Here is an 18,964-nt window from a genome sequence, read left to right on the forward strand (position 1 = left end):
GCTTCGGTGAGCGGACGTCGGTCGCGCGGGTCGATGACGCGGATGGGCACGATGGCGCGGCTGGTCGCGGTCGCTACCGCGATCGTTCTGACAGCCACGACGATGCAGGCGGCTCCGGCGATGTCGGACACCGGCGACTGGACACCGCCTCCTACGCAGCCGGTCAAGTCGGTGCCGGTGCGTCCGGTGCACGCCAAGCTTGACACCACGCCTGACCCGGCGAAGCGTGCCACGGTGCGTTCGGTACCGAAGGCGACCTGGCCAAGCGGCGCGGCTTCGGTAGAGCTGCCATCGGCCGCACGGACGGCGATCACCGGCTCAGCCGGTGCCATCCGTGCCGGCTTGCTGCCCGTCTGGATCCAGGCGGCTCCATCCGACAGCGCAAGCACTGCGAAGAAGCCCTCCGCGGGTCTCGCTCCTCCGTCCAGCGTGGACCGGGTGCGGGTCGAGGTCGCCGGACGGTCCGCCACCGACCGCGTCGGTGTGACCGGAGTCCTGCTTCGGCTCGAACCGGAAGAGGCCGGCGAGATCGGGAGCGAGGTCGCGACGCCGGAGAAGCGCGAGACGGCAGCGCGGAAGGGCGGCGCTGCCAGCCAAGGCGTGAGGCTGACTCTCGACTACTCGATGTACCAAACGGCTTTCGGGGCCGACTGGTCACGCCGGTTGCGGCTGGTCCAACTGCCCGAATGCGCGTGGTCGACTCCGGAGCAGGCGGCATGCCAGCAGGTGACGCCGCTCACGTCGGAGAACGACGAGTCCAGTCGACGGCTTTCTGGCAAGGTCGAGCTCACGACTGCTGGTGGGCCGACGGTCATCGCGGCGTTGGCGGGGTCGTCGAGTGACGCGGGGGACTTCGCCGCAACGTCGTTGACGGCGTCGTCGACGTGGGCGGCTGGTGGATCGAGTGGAGACTTCACGTGGTCGTATCCGTTCCGGGTGCCCCCGGCCGTCGGCGGGCCGGAGCCGTCGGTGGCACTGTCGTACTCCGCCCAGAGCGTTGACGGGCGTCAGGGATCGACGAACAACCAACCGTCCTGGATTGGTGAGGGCTTCGACCTGGGCATGTCCTACGTCGAGCGGAAGTACGGCTCATGCGCGGACGACGGACACGCCGGCAAGGGCGACCTGTGCTGGAAGTACGACAACGCGACCTTGTCTCTGAACGGCAAGTCGACCGAGCTGGTCAAGGACGACAAGACCGGCGCGTGGCGGCTGAAGGATGACGACGGCTCCCGGGTGCAGCGGTTGACGAACCCGATCGACAACGGCGACAACGACCGGGAGTACTGGAAGGTCACCACGACCGACGGCACGCAATACCACTTCGGGTTGTATCAGCTGCCGGGCTGGACGTCGGGTAAGCCGACCACGAACTCGGTGCTGTGGGCGCCGGTCGCCGGTGACGACGCGGACGCCGGCGACGGCAAGAGCGAGCCGTGCTACAGCTCGTCGGGCTTCGCGTCGTCGTTCTGCAACCAGGCTTGGCGGTGGATGCTCGACTACGTTGTCGACCCGAACGGCAACGTGATGAGCTACTACTACGGGCGGGAGGGGAACTTCTACGCCAAGAACGGCGTCGCGACCCCCGGCACGCAGTACATGCGGGGTGCGATCCTTTCGCGGATCGAGTACGGCCAGCGGTCGAACACCATCTATTCGACGCCTACGCCGTTCCGGGTGCTGTTCGGTACGGCTCAGCGGTGCGTGCCAACCTCGACCGAGCCATGCACGACACTGACGAGCACGAATCAGGGTGCCTGGCCCGACGTCCCGTTCGACCAGCTCTGTGCCTCCGGTCAGGCATGCACCGGCAAGACGTCGCCGACGTTCTTCTCCCAGCTGCGGCTGTCGACGATCAGGACACAGGTGTGGGTGTCGGGCACGACCTACCGTGACGTCGACACCTGGACGTTGACCCAATCGTTCCCCTCACCAGGTGACGGAACGAGCGCCGCACTGTGGTTGACCTCGATCGCACAGACCGGCAAGGTGGGCGAGGCGGCCGACGCGATCACGTTGCCGAAGGTCGTCTTCGGCGGAACGCAGCTGACGAACCGCGTGGACGCGCTGGAGGGCATCGCTCCGCTGCGGAAGTGGCGGGTCCGCACGATCACTTCGGAGACCGGCGGTCGGCTTCAGGTCAACTACACGGCCACCGAATGCAGCCGGTCCGCGCTCCCGGCCGTCGACACAAACACCAAGCGGTGCTTCCCGTCGTACTGGACCCCGCCGGGCAAGACGCAGCCGGAGCTTGACTGGTTCCACAAGTACCTCGCGGCGCAAGTGCTACAGATTGACCAGACTGGCGGCGCGCCGACCGTCCAAACCGGCTACAGCTACCCGGCCAACGGTGCAGCCTGGCACTACGACGACACCGACGGCATCACGCCGAACAAGTACCGCACCTGGTCGCAGTGGCGTGGTTACACGCTGGTTACGACGACGCTCGGCGACTCGCTGACTGCCACGAGGTCACAGTCGACGGCGCGGTACTTCCGGGGCATGGACGGTGACCGGCTCTCCGGGGGCGGGACGAAGAACGCCGTGGTGACCGACTCCGAAGGTGTATCGGTCGACGATGCCAACCACCTGGCCGGCATCGTTCGGGAGACGAGGGTTCTCAACGGAGTTGGTGGCGCGGAGGTGTCCGGGGAGATCTCGGACCCCTGGGTGCGGCAGACCGCCTTCCGGGACCAGCCGTCAGGCGACATTGCGGCGCACATTGTCCGGGTCGGCAAGAGCCGCACGCGGACGACGCTGGACGGCGACCGGGGAGTGCGCGGGACCACGTCTGTCAGCACGTTCACCGACGACGGGTTGATCGCCACTGTCGACGACCAGGGTGACGACGCCACGACCGGCGACGATCAGTGCACGCGGACGACCTACGCCCAGGACACCGACACCTGGATGCTGGACTACCCGTCCCGGGTGGAGACGGTCAGCGTGAAGTGTGCCGGAACGCCTTCACGGCCCGACGATGTGATCTCGGACGTTCGGACCGCCTATGACACTCAGGCGGTGGGTGCGGCGCCGACCAAGGGCGACGCCACGAGGTCGGAGCGGGTGGCGTCGTACTCCGGGGGGTCGCCGGTCTACCAGACGGTCTCGACGTCCACCTACGACGCGCACGGCCGCGTGCGCACGGTCACAGACGCGGACGACAAGACCACTACGACGACGTACACGCCGGCCACCGGTGGCCCGTTGACGCAGACGGTGGAGAAGAACCCGCTCGGCCACACGCTGACGACGAAGCTCGAGGCGGCGTGGGGGTCCGCGACGTCGATCGTGGACACCAACGGTGAGAACACCGACCTTGCCTACGACGCATTGGGACGGCTGAAGTCGGTGTGGCTGGCGAACAGAACCCAGGAGCAGCAGCCCAACCTGAGGTTCGCCTATAGCGTGACCGCGACCGCACCGCCGGCAGTTGCGACGTCGACGCTGCGTCACGACGGAACCACCTTCAACACCAGCTATGACATCTTCGACTCCTGGTTGCGGCCTCGGCAGACGCAGCGCCCGGGGGCCAATGGTGGTCGGGTGGTCGCGGACACCATCTACGACAAGCGCGGTCTGGTGGAGAAGACCAGGGCCGACTTCTACAACTCCGCGGTGCCAGGCGCTGGTTTGGTATCGGTGACCGACGCGGGCACGCCGGCGTTGACGTCGTTCACCTACGACGGCGTCGGCCGTGAAAGTGCGCAGACACTGACAACGAGCGGACAACAGCGCTGGCAGACGACCACGCGCTACGGGGGTGACCGGACCTACGTCGACCCGCCGACAGGCGCCCCTGGCGTGACCACAATCACCGATGCTCGCGGAAACGTGGTTGAGCGGCGGGAGCACCCCGGTGGTGCGCCGTCGGGAAGCTTCACCGCCACGACGTACTCCTATGACCACGCCGACCGGCTGGCCGGCATCAGTGACGTGGCCGGGAACGACTGGACGTACACCTACGACCTGCGTGGCCGTCAGACCAGCACGTCGGACCCGGACAAGGGCACGACGGTCTCAACGTATGACGACCTCGATCGCGTGGCCACGTCGACCGATGCCCGAGGGGAGAAGCTCGCCTACTCCTACGATGCGCTGGGCCGCAAGACCGGGCTGTTCGCGGGCTCGACCGCCGGGACGAAGCTCGCGGAGTGGACCTTCGACACCATCCCCGGTGCGGAGGGGATGCCTGTCGCCTCCACGCGCTACATCGACGGTGCGGCCTACACCAACAAGGTCGTCACCTACGACGAGCTGTATCGGCCCACCCGCGAGGAGACAGTCATCCCCGCGGCTGAGGAGGGCCTGGGCGGCACCTACCGGAAGGACTACACCTACAACCTGGACGGAACGCTGGACACCGCGATCCTGCCCCAGGCCGGTGGACTCCCGTTGGAAATCTTGACTCAGAGCTACAACGACCTGGGAATGCCTACGACGCTGGAAGGCAGGTCCAGCTATGTGAAGGACACGGTGTACTCGCCGCTGGGCGACCCAGAGCAATACATCCTGGCTCGGGCGCTCGATTCAAAGCACGTGTCTCTGACGATGGAGTACGAGGACGGGACACGGCGGCTGAAGCGCGCGTACGCCGATGACCAGACCAACACGGAGTTGCCCACCGACCGGTCGTTCACCTACGACGCGGCTGGGAACGTGCTGTCCGCGACGGAGGTGGCGGGGACTCCAGACGAGGTGGAGTGTTACAGGTACGACGGCTACCAGCGGCTGGCTGATTCGTGGACGCAGGCATCTGGCGGATGCTCGGCCGGGCCGAGCGGGGCAGTGCTGGGTGGGCCGGCGCCGTATTGGACGTCGTGGACGTATACCTCGACGGGTCAGCGGAAGACTCAGACCGCGCACCTGAGCTCGGGCGATGTGACGTCGACGTTCGTGTATCCGGCGGCTGGCAAGCCGCAGCCGCATGCGGTGCAGTCGATCACGAACGGTTCGACGGTGAAGAAGTACGTCTACGACGAGGCGGGCAACACGACCTCGCGGGTGAACCACTCCACGGGTGCGACGCAGACGCTGGACTGGGACGGCGAAGGGCGTCTGGAGTCGGTGACCGAGGGCGGGGACGTTTCCGGGTTGGTGTATGACGCGGACGGCACCCTGTTGTTGCGTCGTGATGCGGCGGAGACGGTGTTGTATGTGGGGGAGACGGAGGTTCACGAGTCGGCCGCCGGTGCGATCTCGGCGCAGCGTCACTACAGCCACAACGGGCAGACGGTTGCTGTGCGGGCCACTGATGGTGCGGGTGGCACCAAGATCTCGTGGCTGGTCGGGGACCCGCAGAACACTGCGCTGGTCGCGATCGATGAGGGGACTCAGCAGGCCAGCCGGCGTCGGCAGAATCCATTCGGTGTGTTGCGGTCGAACCCGACCTGGCCCTCCACCCGCGGCTTCGTGGGTGGGGTGCCGCACAAAGAGACGGGTTTGACGCACCTGGGTGCGCGTGAGTACGACCCAGCCACAGGCAACTTCCTGTCGGCGGACCCGGTGCTGGACCCGACCAGTCCGCAGTCGTTGAACGCGTACTCCTACGCGGGGAACAACCCGGTCACCTTGTCTGACCCGTCTGGGTTGTATCCGATCGATGAGTGGGGTGACCCGTATCCCGCGCCGCCGCGGGTTCCGGCTGGTGACGGCGCGCCTTATGACGGCGGGCAGTCCAGGGCTCACCGCGAGCAGGTTCGGGAGGTTCAGCACGCGAACCAGCAGGTGACGCGCGCCCGTGGTGCGAAGGAAGTCGCGCGCAAACAGCTTGTGAAGGCCGCGCAGGCGGTGGTCACGTTGATGGCGGACGAGCTGGGGATCACCGATGCGGTGGACTGTTTCACTACGGGTGACACCGGGTCGTGTCTGTCGACTGCGGGCACGGTGTTGTTGTCGTTCGTTGGTGGTGTGGCGGGCAAGCTGGTCGTGAAGTACGGGGCGCCGTGGAAGTGGCGTCGTGCTGCAAGGGTGGCCGGGGAGCTGGGTCGGCTTAGTGGTGACCTGGCGAGTGGGCTTCGTGCGTATGCGAAGCATTCGGATGAGTTGGCCAATGCGGAGCGGAACCTTGCCCGGGTCGCGTCGGCGTGTGGGATGCGAAGTTTCGCTGGTTCGACGTTGGTGTTGATGGCCGGCGGGAAACTCAAACCGATCGCTGACGTCAAGGTCGGGGACCGGGTGGTCGCCACCGACCCGCAGACAGGTGAGCAGCGGGTGGAGCCGGTCACCGCGGTGTGGGTGCATCAGGACAAGCTCGTCGACCTGCGCGTCGACGCCGGGGTGGTGACGACCACCGAGGACCACCCGTTCTGGAACGCCACCGACCGGGAGTGGCAGGACGCGGCGAACATCGACCCCGGCGACCAACTCCTCGCCGCCAACGGCGACAAGACCCGCCTCGGTGGGATCGCCTGGGCCACCCAACACACCGACACCGCCTACAACCTCACCATCGCCAACATCCACACGTACCATGTACTAGCGGGCACCGCACCGGTACTCGTCCACAACACGACGTGTCCGTGGACTTCTTACCGGAAGTTCGATGGCGATGGTCATCCGGTTGATGGAACCCAGCTACCGACAAACGAAGCTCTTGACGCGGCGGAGAGATGGGTTGGCCCAGACTACTCCGAACCCGTGGCGGGCAGTGGGCGATATGTCTCACAGGACGGCGCCCGTGTTGCTAGGATGGGCGACTCCGATATTACAGGTAGGCACGGGGGTGGTCCGCACATGAACTTTGAGAGGTTAGGGCCGAACCCTAGGAAGCCTGGGAAGTCGATGGTTATCGAGAATCGACACGTCTATCTGCAATAGAGTTACACGGGCGGGGAGTCTTGTAGGAGTGCTTCCTACAAGACTCCCCGCTAACTTTGTCGGTGTAGAGGATGGCGGTGTGAGTGGTGGATCAGATCATCAATGTTCCTGAGTATCGGACCGATGAGGGAATTCGTTTCGTCTGGGATGATGATTTCGAAATCGAATTACAGATCGATTTAAGGGAGGTTGTCATCAAGGCAAATCGGACCGGATTGACCTCGCTGGCGCGTCATCTATTGACTCTCGCGCAAGAAGGAGTTCGCGAAGGGGCCCATATTCATTTGACGGCGGACCAAGAGATCGAATCGTCCTACGATCTCATAGTTGAACGCAGAGCTTAGGACTGGATGGACAGACTCGTGTCCACCACGCGTCCCTTACGGAAACGCGAGTACTTAGGGGGTCCAGCAGTGCTCCCTGATGCCGTGTCAACCGACGGTATAATGCCGGGGAGAGGTCGGTGGGCATTGAACTGGCACGCACGCCAAGACGGCTTGATACCGCTGCTCCGTCGTCTTCGTCTCTCCGCAATACTTGGCAGAGTGTCGTGCACGATCGGATTCCCTTCAGTCGCGCAGGTGGCAGTCCACACGCTCCCGGCTCACATCCCACCAAAGCGCGTAGCCGTTCTCGACGGAGTCGCCTGAATAATGATTAACTCGACCGACCCCGACTTCCGCGTGTGTCAGATCAGTTTCGATACGCTGCTCGAGATCCAGTCGGAGGCGGAGGACCGGGGCTTGGCCACTCGGTGGACCTCGGTGGATGCACTACGCGGCCAGGTCAAGGAGGAAGTCGTCGTCCTCGAGTCGTTGATGCGCGAGATCCAGGGAGGCTCTGTGCGAGCCTACCGATGCCTCCTGTTGTTCTCGAAAGTGGATGGCAGGGACGCGGGCGGAGTTGCCACGATCGATCCGGAGCCTAATGAGAGTTACCGGGTCAGCCGCTGGCAGACTCGGTGCCCGGTAGCCGTCGGCAGGTGAGCACTCTCGGAGCCAGGACATGAAGTCCTATTGACAGATCGTGCCCCTGCCGGTGGTCGGGAGGATGGACCGCTGATGGGATGTCGTGCCCGCCGTCGTGTGGCGTGAGCACTTGATCATTAGGTTGCGGAGGTTCTCCCGCGGGCTGCTGATGGTGGCTGTCGAGGACGGGAGAACAGGTGCTGTTCGTCGGGGACGACTGGGCTGAGGATCATCACGACGTCGAATTGCAGGACGTGCAGGGGCGACGGCTGGCCAAGGCCCGGCTGGAGGAGGGCATTGCTGGGATCGCACGGCTGCACGAGTTGATCGGGCGGCAGTTGGATGAGAACGCCGAGGCCGACCAGGTCGTGATCGGGATCGAGACCGACAGGGGCCCGTGGGTGCAGGCGCTGATCGCGGCCGGCTACCGGGTTTATGCGATCAACCCGCTGCAGGTTGCCCGGTTCCGGGAGAGTACGTCGGTGTCGGGGGCCAAGAGCGATCCCGCCGATGCCCACACCATCGCCGACATGGTGCGCCTGCAGCATCACCAGCTACGGCCGGTTGCCGGGGACACCGCTGAGGCCGAGGCGATCAAGGTGGTCGCCCGGGCGCACAAGACGTTGATCTGGGAACGTAACCGTCACATGCTGCGGCTGCGGCACGCGCTGCGGGAGTTCTTTCCCTCTGCCCTGGCCGCGTTCGGTGATCTGGCCGGAGCTGATGCTCTCGAACTGCTGGCCAAGGCGCCCGACCCGGACTCGGCGGCCCGGTTGACGACCGCCCAGATCACCGCGGCGCTCAAGCGGGCCCGTCGCCACCATGTGGCCGACAAGGCCCAGAAGATCCGGGCGGCGCTGCGCGCCGAGCAGCTCGGTCAGCCGGCCATCGTGACGTCGGCCTACTCAGCCACCGTCCGCGCCCAAGCGGCCATCCTGACCACGCTGAATGAGCAGATCAAGAGCATGCAGGAGCAGGTGGAAGCACATTTTGGGCGGCACCCGGACGCTGAGATCATCGTGTCTCAGCCCGGTCTGGGCATGATCCTCGGTGCCCGGGTGCTTGCCGAGTTCGGTGACGACCCCGACCGCTACGCCAGCGCCAAAGCCCGCAAGAACTGTGAGGATCATGGCGTGTCGTCCCAGGCCGTGGCCTGACCCGCGCAAGAACTGGCCGTGATGCCTTCGTGTAGATCTGTCGGCCACGGCCTGGGACGGTGCGTGCGGCCGCCGGACCGGCGGGGCGTGTCCCGATAGGGGCCTTGCCGTGAACAGGGCACCATCACAGTTCTGACCGCCCACGCCTGGACCGGCGGTGGCCTTCCGTCCCCATGGCGATCAGGAGTCAGACGACCATGCCCAGCATGTCCCAACCCGTGCGGCGCGACCAGGATGAGACCAACCTAGACGACGTCGTCGTCGGCGTGGATACACACAAGAACACGCACACCGCGGCGGTGGTCACGCTTCTGGGTGCGCTGCTGGCCACCGCGACGTTCCCCGCGACCACCGCTGGCTACCGGGAGCTGGTGGCCTGGACGCGTGGTTTCGGGACGCTGCGGCGGGCCGGCATCGAGGGCACCGGCTCCTACGGCGCAGCGCTGGCCCGGTACTTGCGCTGCAAGGGTGTCGAGGTGATCGAGGTAAATCAGCCTGACAAGGCCACCCGCCGCCGGCGGGGCAAGACCGACGTCATCGACGCCGAGTCGGCCGCCCGCGCGCTGCTGTCGGGCCGGGCCACGGCCGCGGCGAAGACCGGGGACGGGCCCGTGGAGATGCTGCGGATGTTCAAGCTGGCCAAAGCATCCGCCCTCAAGGCTCGCACCCAGACGATCAACCAGCTCAAAGCCGTGCTCGTCGCCGCCGACCCGGCTCTGCGGGAGGCGATGTCCGGACTGAGCAACACCGCCCTGGTCCGGCACTGCGCAGCGCTGGAGGCCAGCACGCCCGACGATGTCGTCAGCGCCGCGGCCTACACGCTGCGCATCCTGGCCCGCCGGATCCTCGCGTTGACCACCGAGATCAGCGACCTGGAGCAACGCATCACCGAGGCGGTCAAAACCCGAGCACCCAGGCTGCTGGACCGGCCCGGCATCGGCCCCGACAACGCCGCGACCCTGCTGATCACGGTCGGCGACAACCCCGAACGGCTGCGCAGCGAGGGATCCTTCGCGTCGCTGTGCGGTGTCAGCCCGGTCGAGGCGTCCTCCGGGCAGACCACCCGCCACCGCCTCAACCGTGGCGGCGACCGCAACGCCAACGCCGCGCTCTACCGCATCGCCCTGTCTCGCCTGCGCTGGGATCCGGCCACCCGCGACTACATGCAACGCCGCATCAGCGAAGGCAAGACCCGACGCGAGGTTCTGCGCTGCCTCAAACGCTACATCGCCCGCGAAGTCCACCAGATCATCACCAAGTCCACACCAGACACAACCGCCAGTCCCGCAGCGGGCCGCCTCATCGACGCGCTCGGCCGCCAGGCCTACGCCGCGATGATCTGCTCGCCCGGTTCCCGCGCCTACTACGACCAGCAGCGAGCCCGCGGCCTCGGCCACCACGCCGCCGTCCGCCAGCTCGCCAACCGGCTGGTCGGCATCCTGCACGGCTGCCTCAGGACCGGCACCACGTACGACGAAGCGACCGCATGGTCACATCGCACGGAACAAGTCGCTGCTTGACAACTTTCGACTTGGGATGTCTGTCAACCTTTCTGAGACACGTTCTTGAAGCTATTACTGAGTCGGTTCTTCCTTGTCCTGGGGTTTGTTGATCCATGCCGCGGCGGGCAGCTTCGGTGACTGGGGTGGCTTGCGGACGAACCGTTCGGGGTGTGCTGCGTGGGCGGCGTCCAGGACGCGGCCGCGGGCCTCGCTGACGGTGTGAGCGCGCCCGTAGTGGACGTCTGCGGGGGTATGTAGACCGATTCCGGAGTGCCGGTGGTCGTGGGCGTACCAGGCGAAGAACCGGTCACAGAACACGCGGGCGTCCTCGATGCAGCCGAACCGGTCGGGGAAGTCGGGCCGGTACTTCAGGGTCTTGAATTGCGCTTCGGAGTACGGATTGTCGTTCGAGCAGTGCGGCCGGCTGTGGCTCTTGGTGACTCCCAGGTCGGCGAGCAGGAACGCGACCGGCTTGGAGGCCATCGAGGAGCCCCGGTCGGCGTGCAAGGTGAGCTGGTTGCGGTCGGCCTGCTGCTTGCGGACCGTCTCGGCGATCAGCCGCTCGGCCAGGGTCGCGGATTCTCGGGAGGCCACCATCCAGCCGACCGGGTAGCGGGAGAAGATGTCGAGGATCAGATACAGGTAGTAGTAGGTCCACTTCGCCGGGCCTGCCAGCTTGGTGATGTCCCAACTCCAGACCTGGTTGGGGCTGGCCGCGACGAGCTCGGGTTTCACCTTCGCCGGATGGGTGGCGTGCCGACGCCGATCCCCGGTTTCGCCCCGCTCGCGCAGCAGCCGGTACATCGTCGACTCACTGGCCAGGTAGGTCCCCTCGTCCAGCAGCGTGGCGTAGACGGTGGCCGGTGCGGCGTCGGCGAACCGCTTGGAGTGCAACACCTCCAACACCGCGGCCCGCTCCGCCTCCGACAGCGCACGCGGCTGCACCTGTGGCTTCCGCTCGGGTTCCGGACTCGGCGCAGCCGTGGCCTTACCAGCCGGGCGAGCTCGGTAGAAGGACGCCCGCGCCACACCGACCGCCGCACAGCCTGCCTTGGCGCCGACCAGGGGCACCAACTCGCCCACCGCATCATCGACCGCGGCCGCGATCGCCGTGCTCATCTCGCCGGGTCCTCCTCGGCCCCGCTGCCAGTGGCGAGCTGTTCCAGCAGCGCGGAGAGCTTTCCCTGCACCTCGATTACCCGCCGAGACGTCTCCAGCTCGGCCTGCAACTTGGCGACCTGGGCGCGCAGCGCCGCGTTGTCTGCCTCCACCGGGTCGACCGCAGGCCGACCCCGAGTCTTCCCCAGCGCTTCCAGCGCGCCCTTGTCACGCTGCTTGCGCCACTCACTGATCAGCGAGGAGTACAAGCCCTCCCGGCGCATCAACGCGCCCCGGCCATCACGGTCCAGCCGGTCGTACTCCGCCAGGATCCCGGCCTTGTACTTCGCCGTGTACGTCCTACGCGTGGCCCGCTCGGGCACCTGCGGATCAGGCACTTCCTCCACCCGCACAGCATGGCGCACTGGCGGCACCGCCGTCGTGACCGTCATCGAACCTCTCTCCAGATCTCGCCCTCATCAGTCAGTAATTCCTACCGGATGGGGTGTCTCAGGAGAGGTTGGCAGAGAGGGATCTTGATCCGGCGAGGTTCGAATCCCTGGAACGCCTCGATCGAGATCCGGAGGTTCGGAAGGTGCTCACCCGGATATTTTCCCTTGCGCTGGGCGGGATTTCAATGGTCTCGAAGAAGTAGTGAGCTGTGCTGACGTCTGCAGCAGGTTTGCGGGAGCAACACCATAACGGCGCTACAACGACAACGCTGCATGCGCCGACAGGGTTCCCCATAGTGTGGGTTGTGGTGCGAATCGGCGGCGGTTGGTGTGGTTCCGTTGGCTGTGGGCATGAGATTTGGCGAGGTTGCTGGTGAATGCCCTGGCGGGCTTTGGCAGGGCATCTCGTAACGCGTAGGTCGTGGGTTCGATTCCCACAGGCGGCTCCAATGTGATCTCTCAGGGAATGACCCCGAACCCTCTTTGGCTTCGGGGTCGCCTGCGTTTGAGCCTGGTGGGTGGCCAGTGGGTTGGAGTTTCTCGGTGGGGTCCAGGACGAGCTCGCGGAGGAGCTCGTCGGTGGTGTGGCGGGCAAGCTCGTCGTGAAGTACGGGGCGCCGTGGAAGTGGCGGCGTGCGGCAAGGGTGGCCGGTGAACTGGGCCGGCTCAGTGGGAATCTGTCGAAGGCGCTTCGAGCCTACGCGAAGCAATCCGATGAGTTGTCGGCTGCGGAGCGGAACCTCGCCAGAGCCGAGTCCGCCTGTGGCATGCGAAGTTTCGTTGGTCCGACGTTGGTGTTGATGGCCGGCGGGAAACTCAAACCGATCAGTGACATCGAGGTCGGGGACCGGGTGGTCGCGACCGACCCGCAGACCGGTGAGCAGCAGGTGGAGCCGGTCAGCGCGGTGTGGGTGCACCAGGACAAGCTCGTCGACTTGCGCGTGGCTGCCGGGGTTGTGACCACTACCGAGGACCACCCGTTCTGGAACGCCACCGACCGCGCCTGGCAGGACGCGGCGGACATCGACCCCAGCGACCAACTCCTCACCGCCGACGGCGATGGGACCAGCGTCGGAGGTATCGCCTGGGCCACCCAACACACCGACACCGCCTACAACCTCACCATCGCCAACATCCACACGTACTATGTGCTGGCTGGGCGCACGGCAGTCCTCGTGCACAATGACGGCGGATTCGACTGGGAGAAAGGGCTCGAGGACCTCAAGAAGGGCTGGGACCCAGGCGATCTCGATGATGACGGCTACCACGCGCCGCGAGGAAACCAAGCAGAGAACAAGGAATTCAAAGGTGCGATGCGCGAGGTCGAACGAAGCCTCGGCCGGCAGATAACGCCGGCGGAGCGCCGGTCGCTACACGACAGAATCACCGGACAGGGGTACGACTTTCACCGAATCGTAGAAGAGGGCAAAGGAATGTTCGGTGGCTGCTAACGATGAGATGACTGAGATCCGACAACTCCTCCAGGGTGCGACAGTTCGCTCCGTCGGCAGGGCGGCCGACATGAGTGTGGTTGAGTTCATCAGCCTTCGTGGCGAGGCGGTCAATGCCCATATGCAATGTCCTTTCCGCATCGTGCAGCAAGGCACGATCATTATGGGGTCTCGTGACATGACGTACCCGCAGCGGGGAGCGGGGGTGGAAGCATTTGACCAGTTCAAGACCATTTATGATTCGCGGGCTGCGACATTGAATGGGATCCTTGAACAGCTTCGGCCGGCCGTGGCAGGGGTCATCTTTGGCGACGCCGGATACGTTGCCCTAGAGTGGGACCCCGGCTTTCGGGCGGAGATATTTCCTGACTGTTCCGGCACAGTGGAAGCCTGGCGAGTTTCGGTGCGGGGTGGTCTACATTATGGGTTCCCCCAAGGCTCCGTCTGATCTGTGATGGACCGGAAGGATCTCCGAAGGTGTTACTCCGGCGCAGGCGCTGACGGTTAATCGTGCAACGCCAGTAAGCTTCGCGAGCCTTTGTTGGCGAGCTTCTGCCGCTCTTGAAGGCAACGGTGACGGCAATGCCGACGGACGGCCGCTGCGGCTGGTGGGTCGCAAGGGTCGTTCTCGGCGCCGCCAGCGCTTCGTTTAGGATCTCAGGGTGTCCATGGCCATGTCCATGGCCTTGACATTGGGGGCGGAGTCGGGTTGGCGTAGCCCTGGTGACAGCATCGGGAACATTTTCGACTATCTCCAGGGGAGCGATGACGGAAGAGTTGGAGGATCGCTGGATCCTTGGACTGCGAGGTAGCACAGTTGTTTCCGTTGCTGAGACTTCTGAGCATCAAGGGCTTGTGCTGAGGTTGAACTGCGGGGCAGAGGTGACAATCAGAGGCCCGGTGCTTCTGACCTATGGGTCAGCAGTTGCCCCGAGCGTAGTTCCGTTATCCGGTGAAGAGTGGCAGAGACTGGTGGGTACTGCTGTTTTGTCAGCGGTAGCATTCAAGTCCGGTGCGTTGCGGGCAGTGTTCAGCACGGGACACCATCTGAATGTTCGAGGAGGGGGGCCCGAGATAGTGGTGCATGTTCGCAAGCCAGAGGAATTCGATTGGTTACATGAGGGTGGAGTGGGGGTCATGAGATTGTTTGGCGCCACTACTCCGTAGCGGCTCGGCAACTGGCCGTGGTAATGGGGTTCGACGCTTCAGAAACTCCGCCAAAAGTTCGCCAGTGGTGCTTCTGAGGCGTCTGACTGACGTCGTTGACGGTAACCTCGGCGGACGGAGGACCGTGTTCAGGGATTCGTCTGCCCCGTAGAGGTCCATCGTCATGGACGCGGTGGAGCCCCAATGACCGTGACGGGGTCGCCCATGCCGCCGGCACTCCAAGGTCTGCAGATGGTTCTGTCAGTAGAACCCGTCGTCGAGGGCATCTGTGACGGCCAGTCAGGTAAGTGGCGAGGTCAGCATGCATGAGACTCCACACGCACGGGCCACTGGACGGGCGCCCATAAGCCGCCGAATAGGCTGAATCCAAATGGTCCCTGGACGCTCTATCCTCACTGCAGAGATTGTTCACGCCGACAGGGTGGAGTGGTTAACGGATCCTTAAGGAGTGGTGTGACTTTTAATTTATCAAATGTGGCCTTGCTGGCGGATAGCTTTTACGGCGCTGGCATGGTCAGGTTTGCGCACGGCCTCCTTGTTGCATCGGCTCCCACCAGCACGGACGCTCATAACGAATGGGACCCGGGTGTCGCACCTATTCACGCTGGACCGGATTCGCTCTACATCTCGGTGCGGCAGGCAGCTAGCGGGCATGTTGGCGTAGTCTGCATCGAGGGGCCGTATTCCCCCCCAGGCCTCGACAAACTCTTCGCAGGAGAGATCAGCCTTCCGGACGCCAGCCTGGCGATCTATGATCCGAATGGCGCAATGGGCCTTCGCCTTCCCGTAGCTGGAAAACGGAATAGGATTGAGGTGTATGGCGACGATCCAGAGGAGTCCTCACAGGTCTGCATCGTCCTCACTGAGATAGCTTGATCCTCAAGCTCGTCCATGCAGCAGTTTTAGCTGGGCCGCAGCATTGAAGGCTCTGGACATCGCCGCATCGCCCCGTCACTGTCTCCGGTGTGTGGCCGATCTGCCTGTTGACGTGAACGTCTCGGGTCCGGTAGCGGCTGATCGTGGCCGAGGAGACCCTGAGGTGATGACAGTGTTGCAGGTGCCGGGCGATGGTCGCAGGGCCGGCGTCCAGGCCTTGTTCGGATAGTTCCTTGCGGATCCGGACGATCAGCTCAACGGTCGCGTCCTTGACGGCGGTTGGTGAGGTGTTCGGGCGCCGTGACCGGGGCTCGAACGCGGCCTGTCCCTCGGCCCGGTATCGGGCCAGCAGCCGGCTGACCCGGCCCTGGGACACCCCGTACTCCCGGGCCACCGCACTTTGGCTACGGCCTCGACAACAACAGCCGTGATCACAAGACGCACCTTCGACATCGACAGACGGTGACGGACCACCTATTCGCATGTCTTGCGGCACGCCATTCCGATGTCCTGAAACAGAACCCCCGCCAGCCCACCGCACCTGACCTGCAGAAACGCGGTGATAGGCGGCCGGAGGCCTCAGCCATCTGTCAGTGGTGTTGCTGGTCGCCCCTCCACCCCGTCGAAGTGCGTCGACTGGCGTTCGACGGATATCGCCGCCGCGTCGCGGTCCCTGTGAGAAGCATCGTCATCGATCACGGTGTCACGGAGCCCCTATCGGGACCATCCGCTGGCGCGAATGCCGCCAGGAGCGTCGCCCTGATGTATCGCGGAGCTTCCTCGGGGTTCAGGCGGCCAACGGCGATCTCGTCTGCGGCGCCGTGCATGACGACGTGCGTGGTGGCGAGGAGCCAGCTCACCGGCAGGTCGGTGCGGAATGCGCCCTCACGCTGGCCGCGTTCGAGGAGCCCACGTACGTGGGCTTCGGCCTTCTGGTGGAGTTCGCGGATCCGTGTCGGCGGCAGTTCCTTCTGAGCCGCTGTGAGCAGTGCACGTGACTGGTCGACCAGCATCCAGCTGGACTCGATCAGTGCAGCGAAGGCCTTGCGGGGGTCGCCGCCGAGTTCCAGCCGGCTGAGGACCTCGTCGCCGCGGTCAAGTGCGTCGAGGAGGGCAGCTTCAACGAGTTCGGCGCGCGTCTTGAAATGTCCGTAGAGCGTCATTCGTCCGACCCCGGCGGCGGCTGCGATGTCGGCCACCGAGGCGTCGGAGTTGTTTCCCAGCGATTCGACGGTCGCGCGGACGATCGCTGTCCGGTTGCGCTGGGCGTCCGCGCGCACGTTGGCACCGAGCCGCCGTTCTGAGGTCGAAGAGGCGCCGGCTTTCGGCGTGGTCGTGCGCTGCCTCTTCGGCATCTCGTCCAACCCCCTAACTCGTACGGGAACGTACGAGTTAGTATAGCCGTTGCAACTCGTACACGAGTGCTTGAGTTAAGGAGGAGGAAGGCCATGAGCAGCTACCCCAGACGTTGGCAGGTGCTGGCGTTGCTCGGGATCGCGCAGTTCATGCTGATCTTGGATGTCACCGTGGTGGCGATCGCGCTGCCACTGATGGGTGCCGATCTGGGGCTGGAACGGCAGACGCTGACCTGGGTGGTCAGCGCGTACACGCTCACCTTCGGTGGCCTGATGCTGCTTGGCGGGCGGATCGCCGACCTGATCGGGCCGCGGATGATGGTGATGCTCGGTTTGGCGCTGTTCACGATCGCGTCGTTCGCCACCGGCGCCGCACAGGACGGCGTCGTCGTGCTGGCCGGCCGCGTGGGACAGGGCCTCGGCGCAGCGATGCTGTCGCCGTCTGCGTTGTCGATGGTGGTGCGGATGTTCGAGGGTGACGAGCGCAACCGTGCGCTGGGCATCTGGTCGGCCCTCGGTGGCGGTGGTGCCGCGGTCGGCGTACTGATCGGTGGCCTGCTGGCTGCGGGCCCCGGCTGGCCGTGGGTGTTCTTCGTCAACGTTCCCATCGGTGTGGTCGTGTTCATCGTGCTCAGCAAAGTGCTTCCCTCGCTGCCTCCGGTGGAGACCGGCCAGCGGCTGGGCGTCGACGTGCTCGGGGCGCTTCTTGTGACGGCGGCGACCGGCTCGGTGATCTACGCGATGATCGGAGCCGGGGAGGTCGGCTGGCTGGCCCCGCGGACCTGGATCCTCTTTGCCGTTGGCGTCGGGCTCTACCTGCTGTTCGGGTGGCGCCAGCGGGCGACGGTATCTCCACTGATGGACCTGGGCCTGCTGTTTCGGCGTCCGGTGCTCGCGGGCACGTTCGTGATCGCGATCGGCACGGCGCTGATGGTGGCGGTGTTCTTTCTCGGCTCGTTCTACCTGCAAGGACATGCGCAGCTCGGGCCGCTGGTCACCGGGGTGCTGTTCTTGCCCGTCGCCGTGGCGACGATGATCGGTGCGCAGCTCGGCGGGCGGATCATCGGACGGGTGGGCGGCCGCACCCTCGCGACCATCGGCCTGGTTGTCGCCGCCGCCGGGCTCGCCGTGCCAGCCTTCACGCCCACCATGGTTGGCGTGGTCATTGGGGTCAGTGTCGCCGCGGCCGGAATCGGGACCCTGTTCGTGGTCGCCTCGGTCACCGCGCTCGGGCAGGTCGCCCCGCACGAGGCCGGCGTGGCCTCGGGCATCGTGAGCACCTTCCATGAGTTCGGCGCCTCGATCGGCGCTGCCGTGACCTCCAGCGTCGCCGCGGCCAGCCTGGCCACCCAGGCCGAGGGCGGCTACACCGCCGCGTTCACCGTCGCTGCCGTCGCCGCCCTGGTGGGGGCGCTCATCTCCGGTGGCCTGATTCCAGGACGCCAGCCCGCCCCGGCGGCCATGACGCCAGCTCGCTGACCGACCCGCGGCCCGGCACGCGGCTCGGTCTTGGGCCGACCAGGCCCTTGAATGTCGCCCTTCATCCGGTCGGGACAGGTATGACCGCTTCTGTGTCGCTGACTTTCTCGCACGCTGACGTACTCATCGTTGTTCGCCGGTGGACACGCGAGTCTCTGAGGAGCCTTCCGTACCATGGTGCCGGTGAACCTCCGGCAGATGACGCGACTACGGGGTGGTCCGTGTCTGCTGATGCTCCTCCTCGTGGTGGCCGGGGTAGTCGCCATGCATGGGCTTGGCCCTGCGGTCATGCCTGACGATGAGAGCGCCATCTCCGCTCACGCGATGCCTGCCCATGCGAACGCCACGACTGGTGAGTTCGAGCATGTACGTACCGCTGGCGGCTGCGAGGTCCCTCAACACGGCGGCGGCCATGCCGACCATGTTGACGCCATGTGTTCGGCGGCTGGGGTAGCGGGCGCCCCTGCGTTGCCCGCACTCGTCCCGATCGTGATCGACGCCGTGAGCCCGCGGCCCTTGACGGCATGGCCAGTTGGTCCCGAGAACGCCGGACGGGCCCCGCCGTCCCTGTCTGAGTTACAGCTCCTGCGCATATAGGCACACCGCACCGGCGGCGCCTGCTTCACGACGTCGCTCGCCT

The 18,964-nt window shown here is 65.5% G+C and carries 12 protein-coding genes and 1 pseudogene; 10 read left to right on the forward strand and 3 right to left on the reverse strand.

All coding sequences use genetic code 11. The annotated features are described in order from the left end of the window. Positions 1 to 6: 6 nt before the first annotated feature. The 5 genes and pseudogenes from HEB94_RS53475 to HEB94_RS12495 all read left to right on the forward strand — a co-directional run. The gene (locus tag HEB94_RS53475; protein ID WP_192750036.1) at positions 7 to 6,819 is read left to right on the forward strand and encodes a polymorphic toxin-type HINT domain-containing protein; all 6,813 of its coding nucleotides are present in this window, start codon (positions 7 to 9) and stop codon (positions 6,817 to 6,819) included. Positions 6,820 to 6,905: 86 nt separating this feature from the next. Next, entirely contained in the window at positions 6,906 to 7,163 is a 258-nt protein-coding gene (locus tag HEB94_RS12480) for an Imm32 family immunity protein (RefSeq protein ID WP_192750037.1), read from the forward strand. A 309-nt stretch (positions 7,164 to 7,472) separates the two neighbouring features. After that, positions 7,473 to 7,805, forward strand: a complete 333-nt coding sequence (locus HEB94_RS12485; RefSeq protein ID WP_192750038.1) for a hypothetical protein — start codon at positions 7,473 to 7,475, stop codon at positions 7,803 to 7,805. Between the two features lie 179 nt (positions 7,806 to 7,984). Beyond that, positions 7,985 to 8,944 carry an IS110 family transposase gene (locus tag HEB94_RS12490; RefSeq protein ID WP_202896308.1) on the forward strand — a complete coding sequence of 320 codons (960 nt, stop codon included), beginning with the start codon at positions 7,985 to 7,987 and terminating at the stop codon, positions 8,942 to 8,944. 206 nt (positions 8,945 to 9,150) lie between these two features. Further along, positions 9,151 to 10,203, forward strand: a pseudogene (locus HEB94_RS12495) (IS110 family RNA-guided transposase); the annotation flags it as partial. 315 nt (positions 10,204 to 10,518) lie between these two features. Here the strand turns inward: HEB94_RS12495 and HEB94_RS12500 are convergent. Beyond that, positions 10,519 to 11,996 (reverse strand): IS3 family transposase gene (locus HEB94_RS12500; RefSeq protein WP_420481529.1). Its coding sequence is split into 2 segments (ribosomal slippage): positions 10,519 to 11,630 and positions 11,630 to 11,996, totalling 1,479 coding nucleotides; the frame shifts between segments, so codons are not numbered across the junction. Between the two features lie 518 nt (positions 11,997 to 12,514). Between HEB94_RS12500 and HEB94_RS12505 the strand changes: the two genes are divergently transcribed. The 3 genes from HEB94_RS12505 (at position 12,515) to HEB94_RS54545 (ending at position 14,614) form a co-directional block, all read left to right on the forward strand. Beyond that, complete coding sequence (locus HEB94_RS12505) at positions 12,515 to 13,447, forward strand: polymorphic toxin-type HINT domain-containing protein (protein ID WP_202896309.1); 933 nt, start codon at positions 12,515 to 12,517, stop codon at positions 13,445 to 13,447. After that, positions 13,437 to 13,895 (forward strand): hypothetical protein, encoded by a 459-nt coding sequence (locus HEB94_RS12510; RefSeq protein ID WP_192750039.1) that lies wholly within the window; start codon positions 13,437 to 13,439, stop codon positions 13,893 to 13,895. The genes HEB94_RS12505 and HEB94_RS12510 overlap by 11 nt, the downstream gene beginning before the upstream one ends. A gap of 317 nt (positions 13,896 to 14,212) precedes the next feature. Then, a complete protein-coding gene (locus tag HEB94_RS54545) occupies positions 14,213 to 14,614 on the forward strand; it encodes a DUF6188 family protein (RefSeq protein WP_420481530.1) in 402 nt (133 codons plus the stop codon). Between the two features lie 859 nt (positions 14,615 to 15,473). On the opposite strand, the gene HEB94_RS54550 is transcribed toward HEB94_RS54545, so the two are convergent. Both HEB94_RS54550 and HEB94_RS12520 read right to left on the reverse strand, forming a co-directional pair. After that, positions 15,474 to 15,974 (reverse strand): helix-turn-helix domain-containing protein, encoded by a 501-nt coding sequence (locus tag HEB94_RS54550; RefSeq protein WP_420481586.1) that lies wholly within the window; start codon positions 15,972 to 15,974, stop codon positions 15,474 to 15,476. A 211-nt stretch (positions 15,975 to 16,185) separates the two neighbouring features. Continuing rightward, on the reverse strand, positions 16,186 to 16,845 hold the full coding sequence (locus HEB94_RS12520) for a TetR/AcrR family transcriptional regulator (protein WP_192750041.1): 660 nt from the start codon (positions 16,843 to 16,845) through the stop codon (positions 16,186 to 16,188). Positions 16,846 to 16,965: 120 nt separating this feature from the next. Here HEB94_RS12520 and HEB94_RS12525 point away from each other — a divergent pair, with 120 nt between their 5' ends. Together HEB94_RS12525 and HEB94_RS54555 are read left to right on the forward strand one after the other, a co-directional pair. Next, on the forward strand, positions 16,966 to 18,324 hold the full coding sequence (locus HEB94_RS12525) for an MFS transporter (protein ID WP_337918523.1): 1,359 nt from the start codon (positions 16,966 to 16,968) through the stop codon (positions 18,322 to 18,324). 231 nt (positions 18,325 to 18,555) lie between these two features. Beyond that, a complete protein-coding gene (locus tag HEB94_RS54555) occupies positions 18,556 to 18,921 on the forward strand; it encodes a DUF6153 family protein (RefSeq protein ID WP_420481587.1) in 366 nt (121 codons plus the stop codon). The last annotated feature ends 43 nt before the right edge of the window (positions 18,922 to 18,964 follow it).

It is taken from the genome of Actinopolymorpha pittospori, from assembly GCF_014873875.1.
GTDB lineage: Bacteria > Actinomycetota > Actinomycetes > Propionibacteriales > Actinopolymorphaceae > Actinopolymorpha > Actinopolymorpha pittospori.

What these genes read in the sequence shown, in the direction of transcription:
- HEB94_RS12485 (WP_192750038.1), top strand. Translation starts at nt 7,473, where the DNA reads ATGATTAACTCGACCGACCCCGACTTCCGCGTGTGTCAGATCAGTTTC.
- HEB94_RS54545 (WP_420481530.1), top strand. Translation starts at nt 14,213, where the DNA reads ATGACGGAAGAGTTGGAGGATCGCTGGATCCTTGGACTGCGAGGTAGC.
- HEB94_RS54550 (WP_420481586.1), bottom strand. Translation starts at nt 15,974, where the DNA reads ATGCGAATAGGTGGTCCGTCACCGTCTGTCGATGTCGAAGGTGCGTCT.
- HEB94_RS12520 (WP_192750041.1), bottom strand. Translation starts at nt 16,845, where the DNA reads ATGCCGAAGAGGCAGCGCACGACCACGCCGAAAGCCGGCGCCTCTTCG.
- HEB94_RS54555 (WP_420481587.1), top strand. Translation starts at nt 18,556, where the DNA reads ATGCTCCTCCTCGTGGTGGCCGGGGTAGTCGCCATGCATGGGCTTGGC.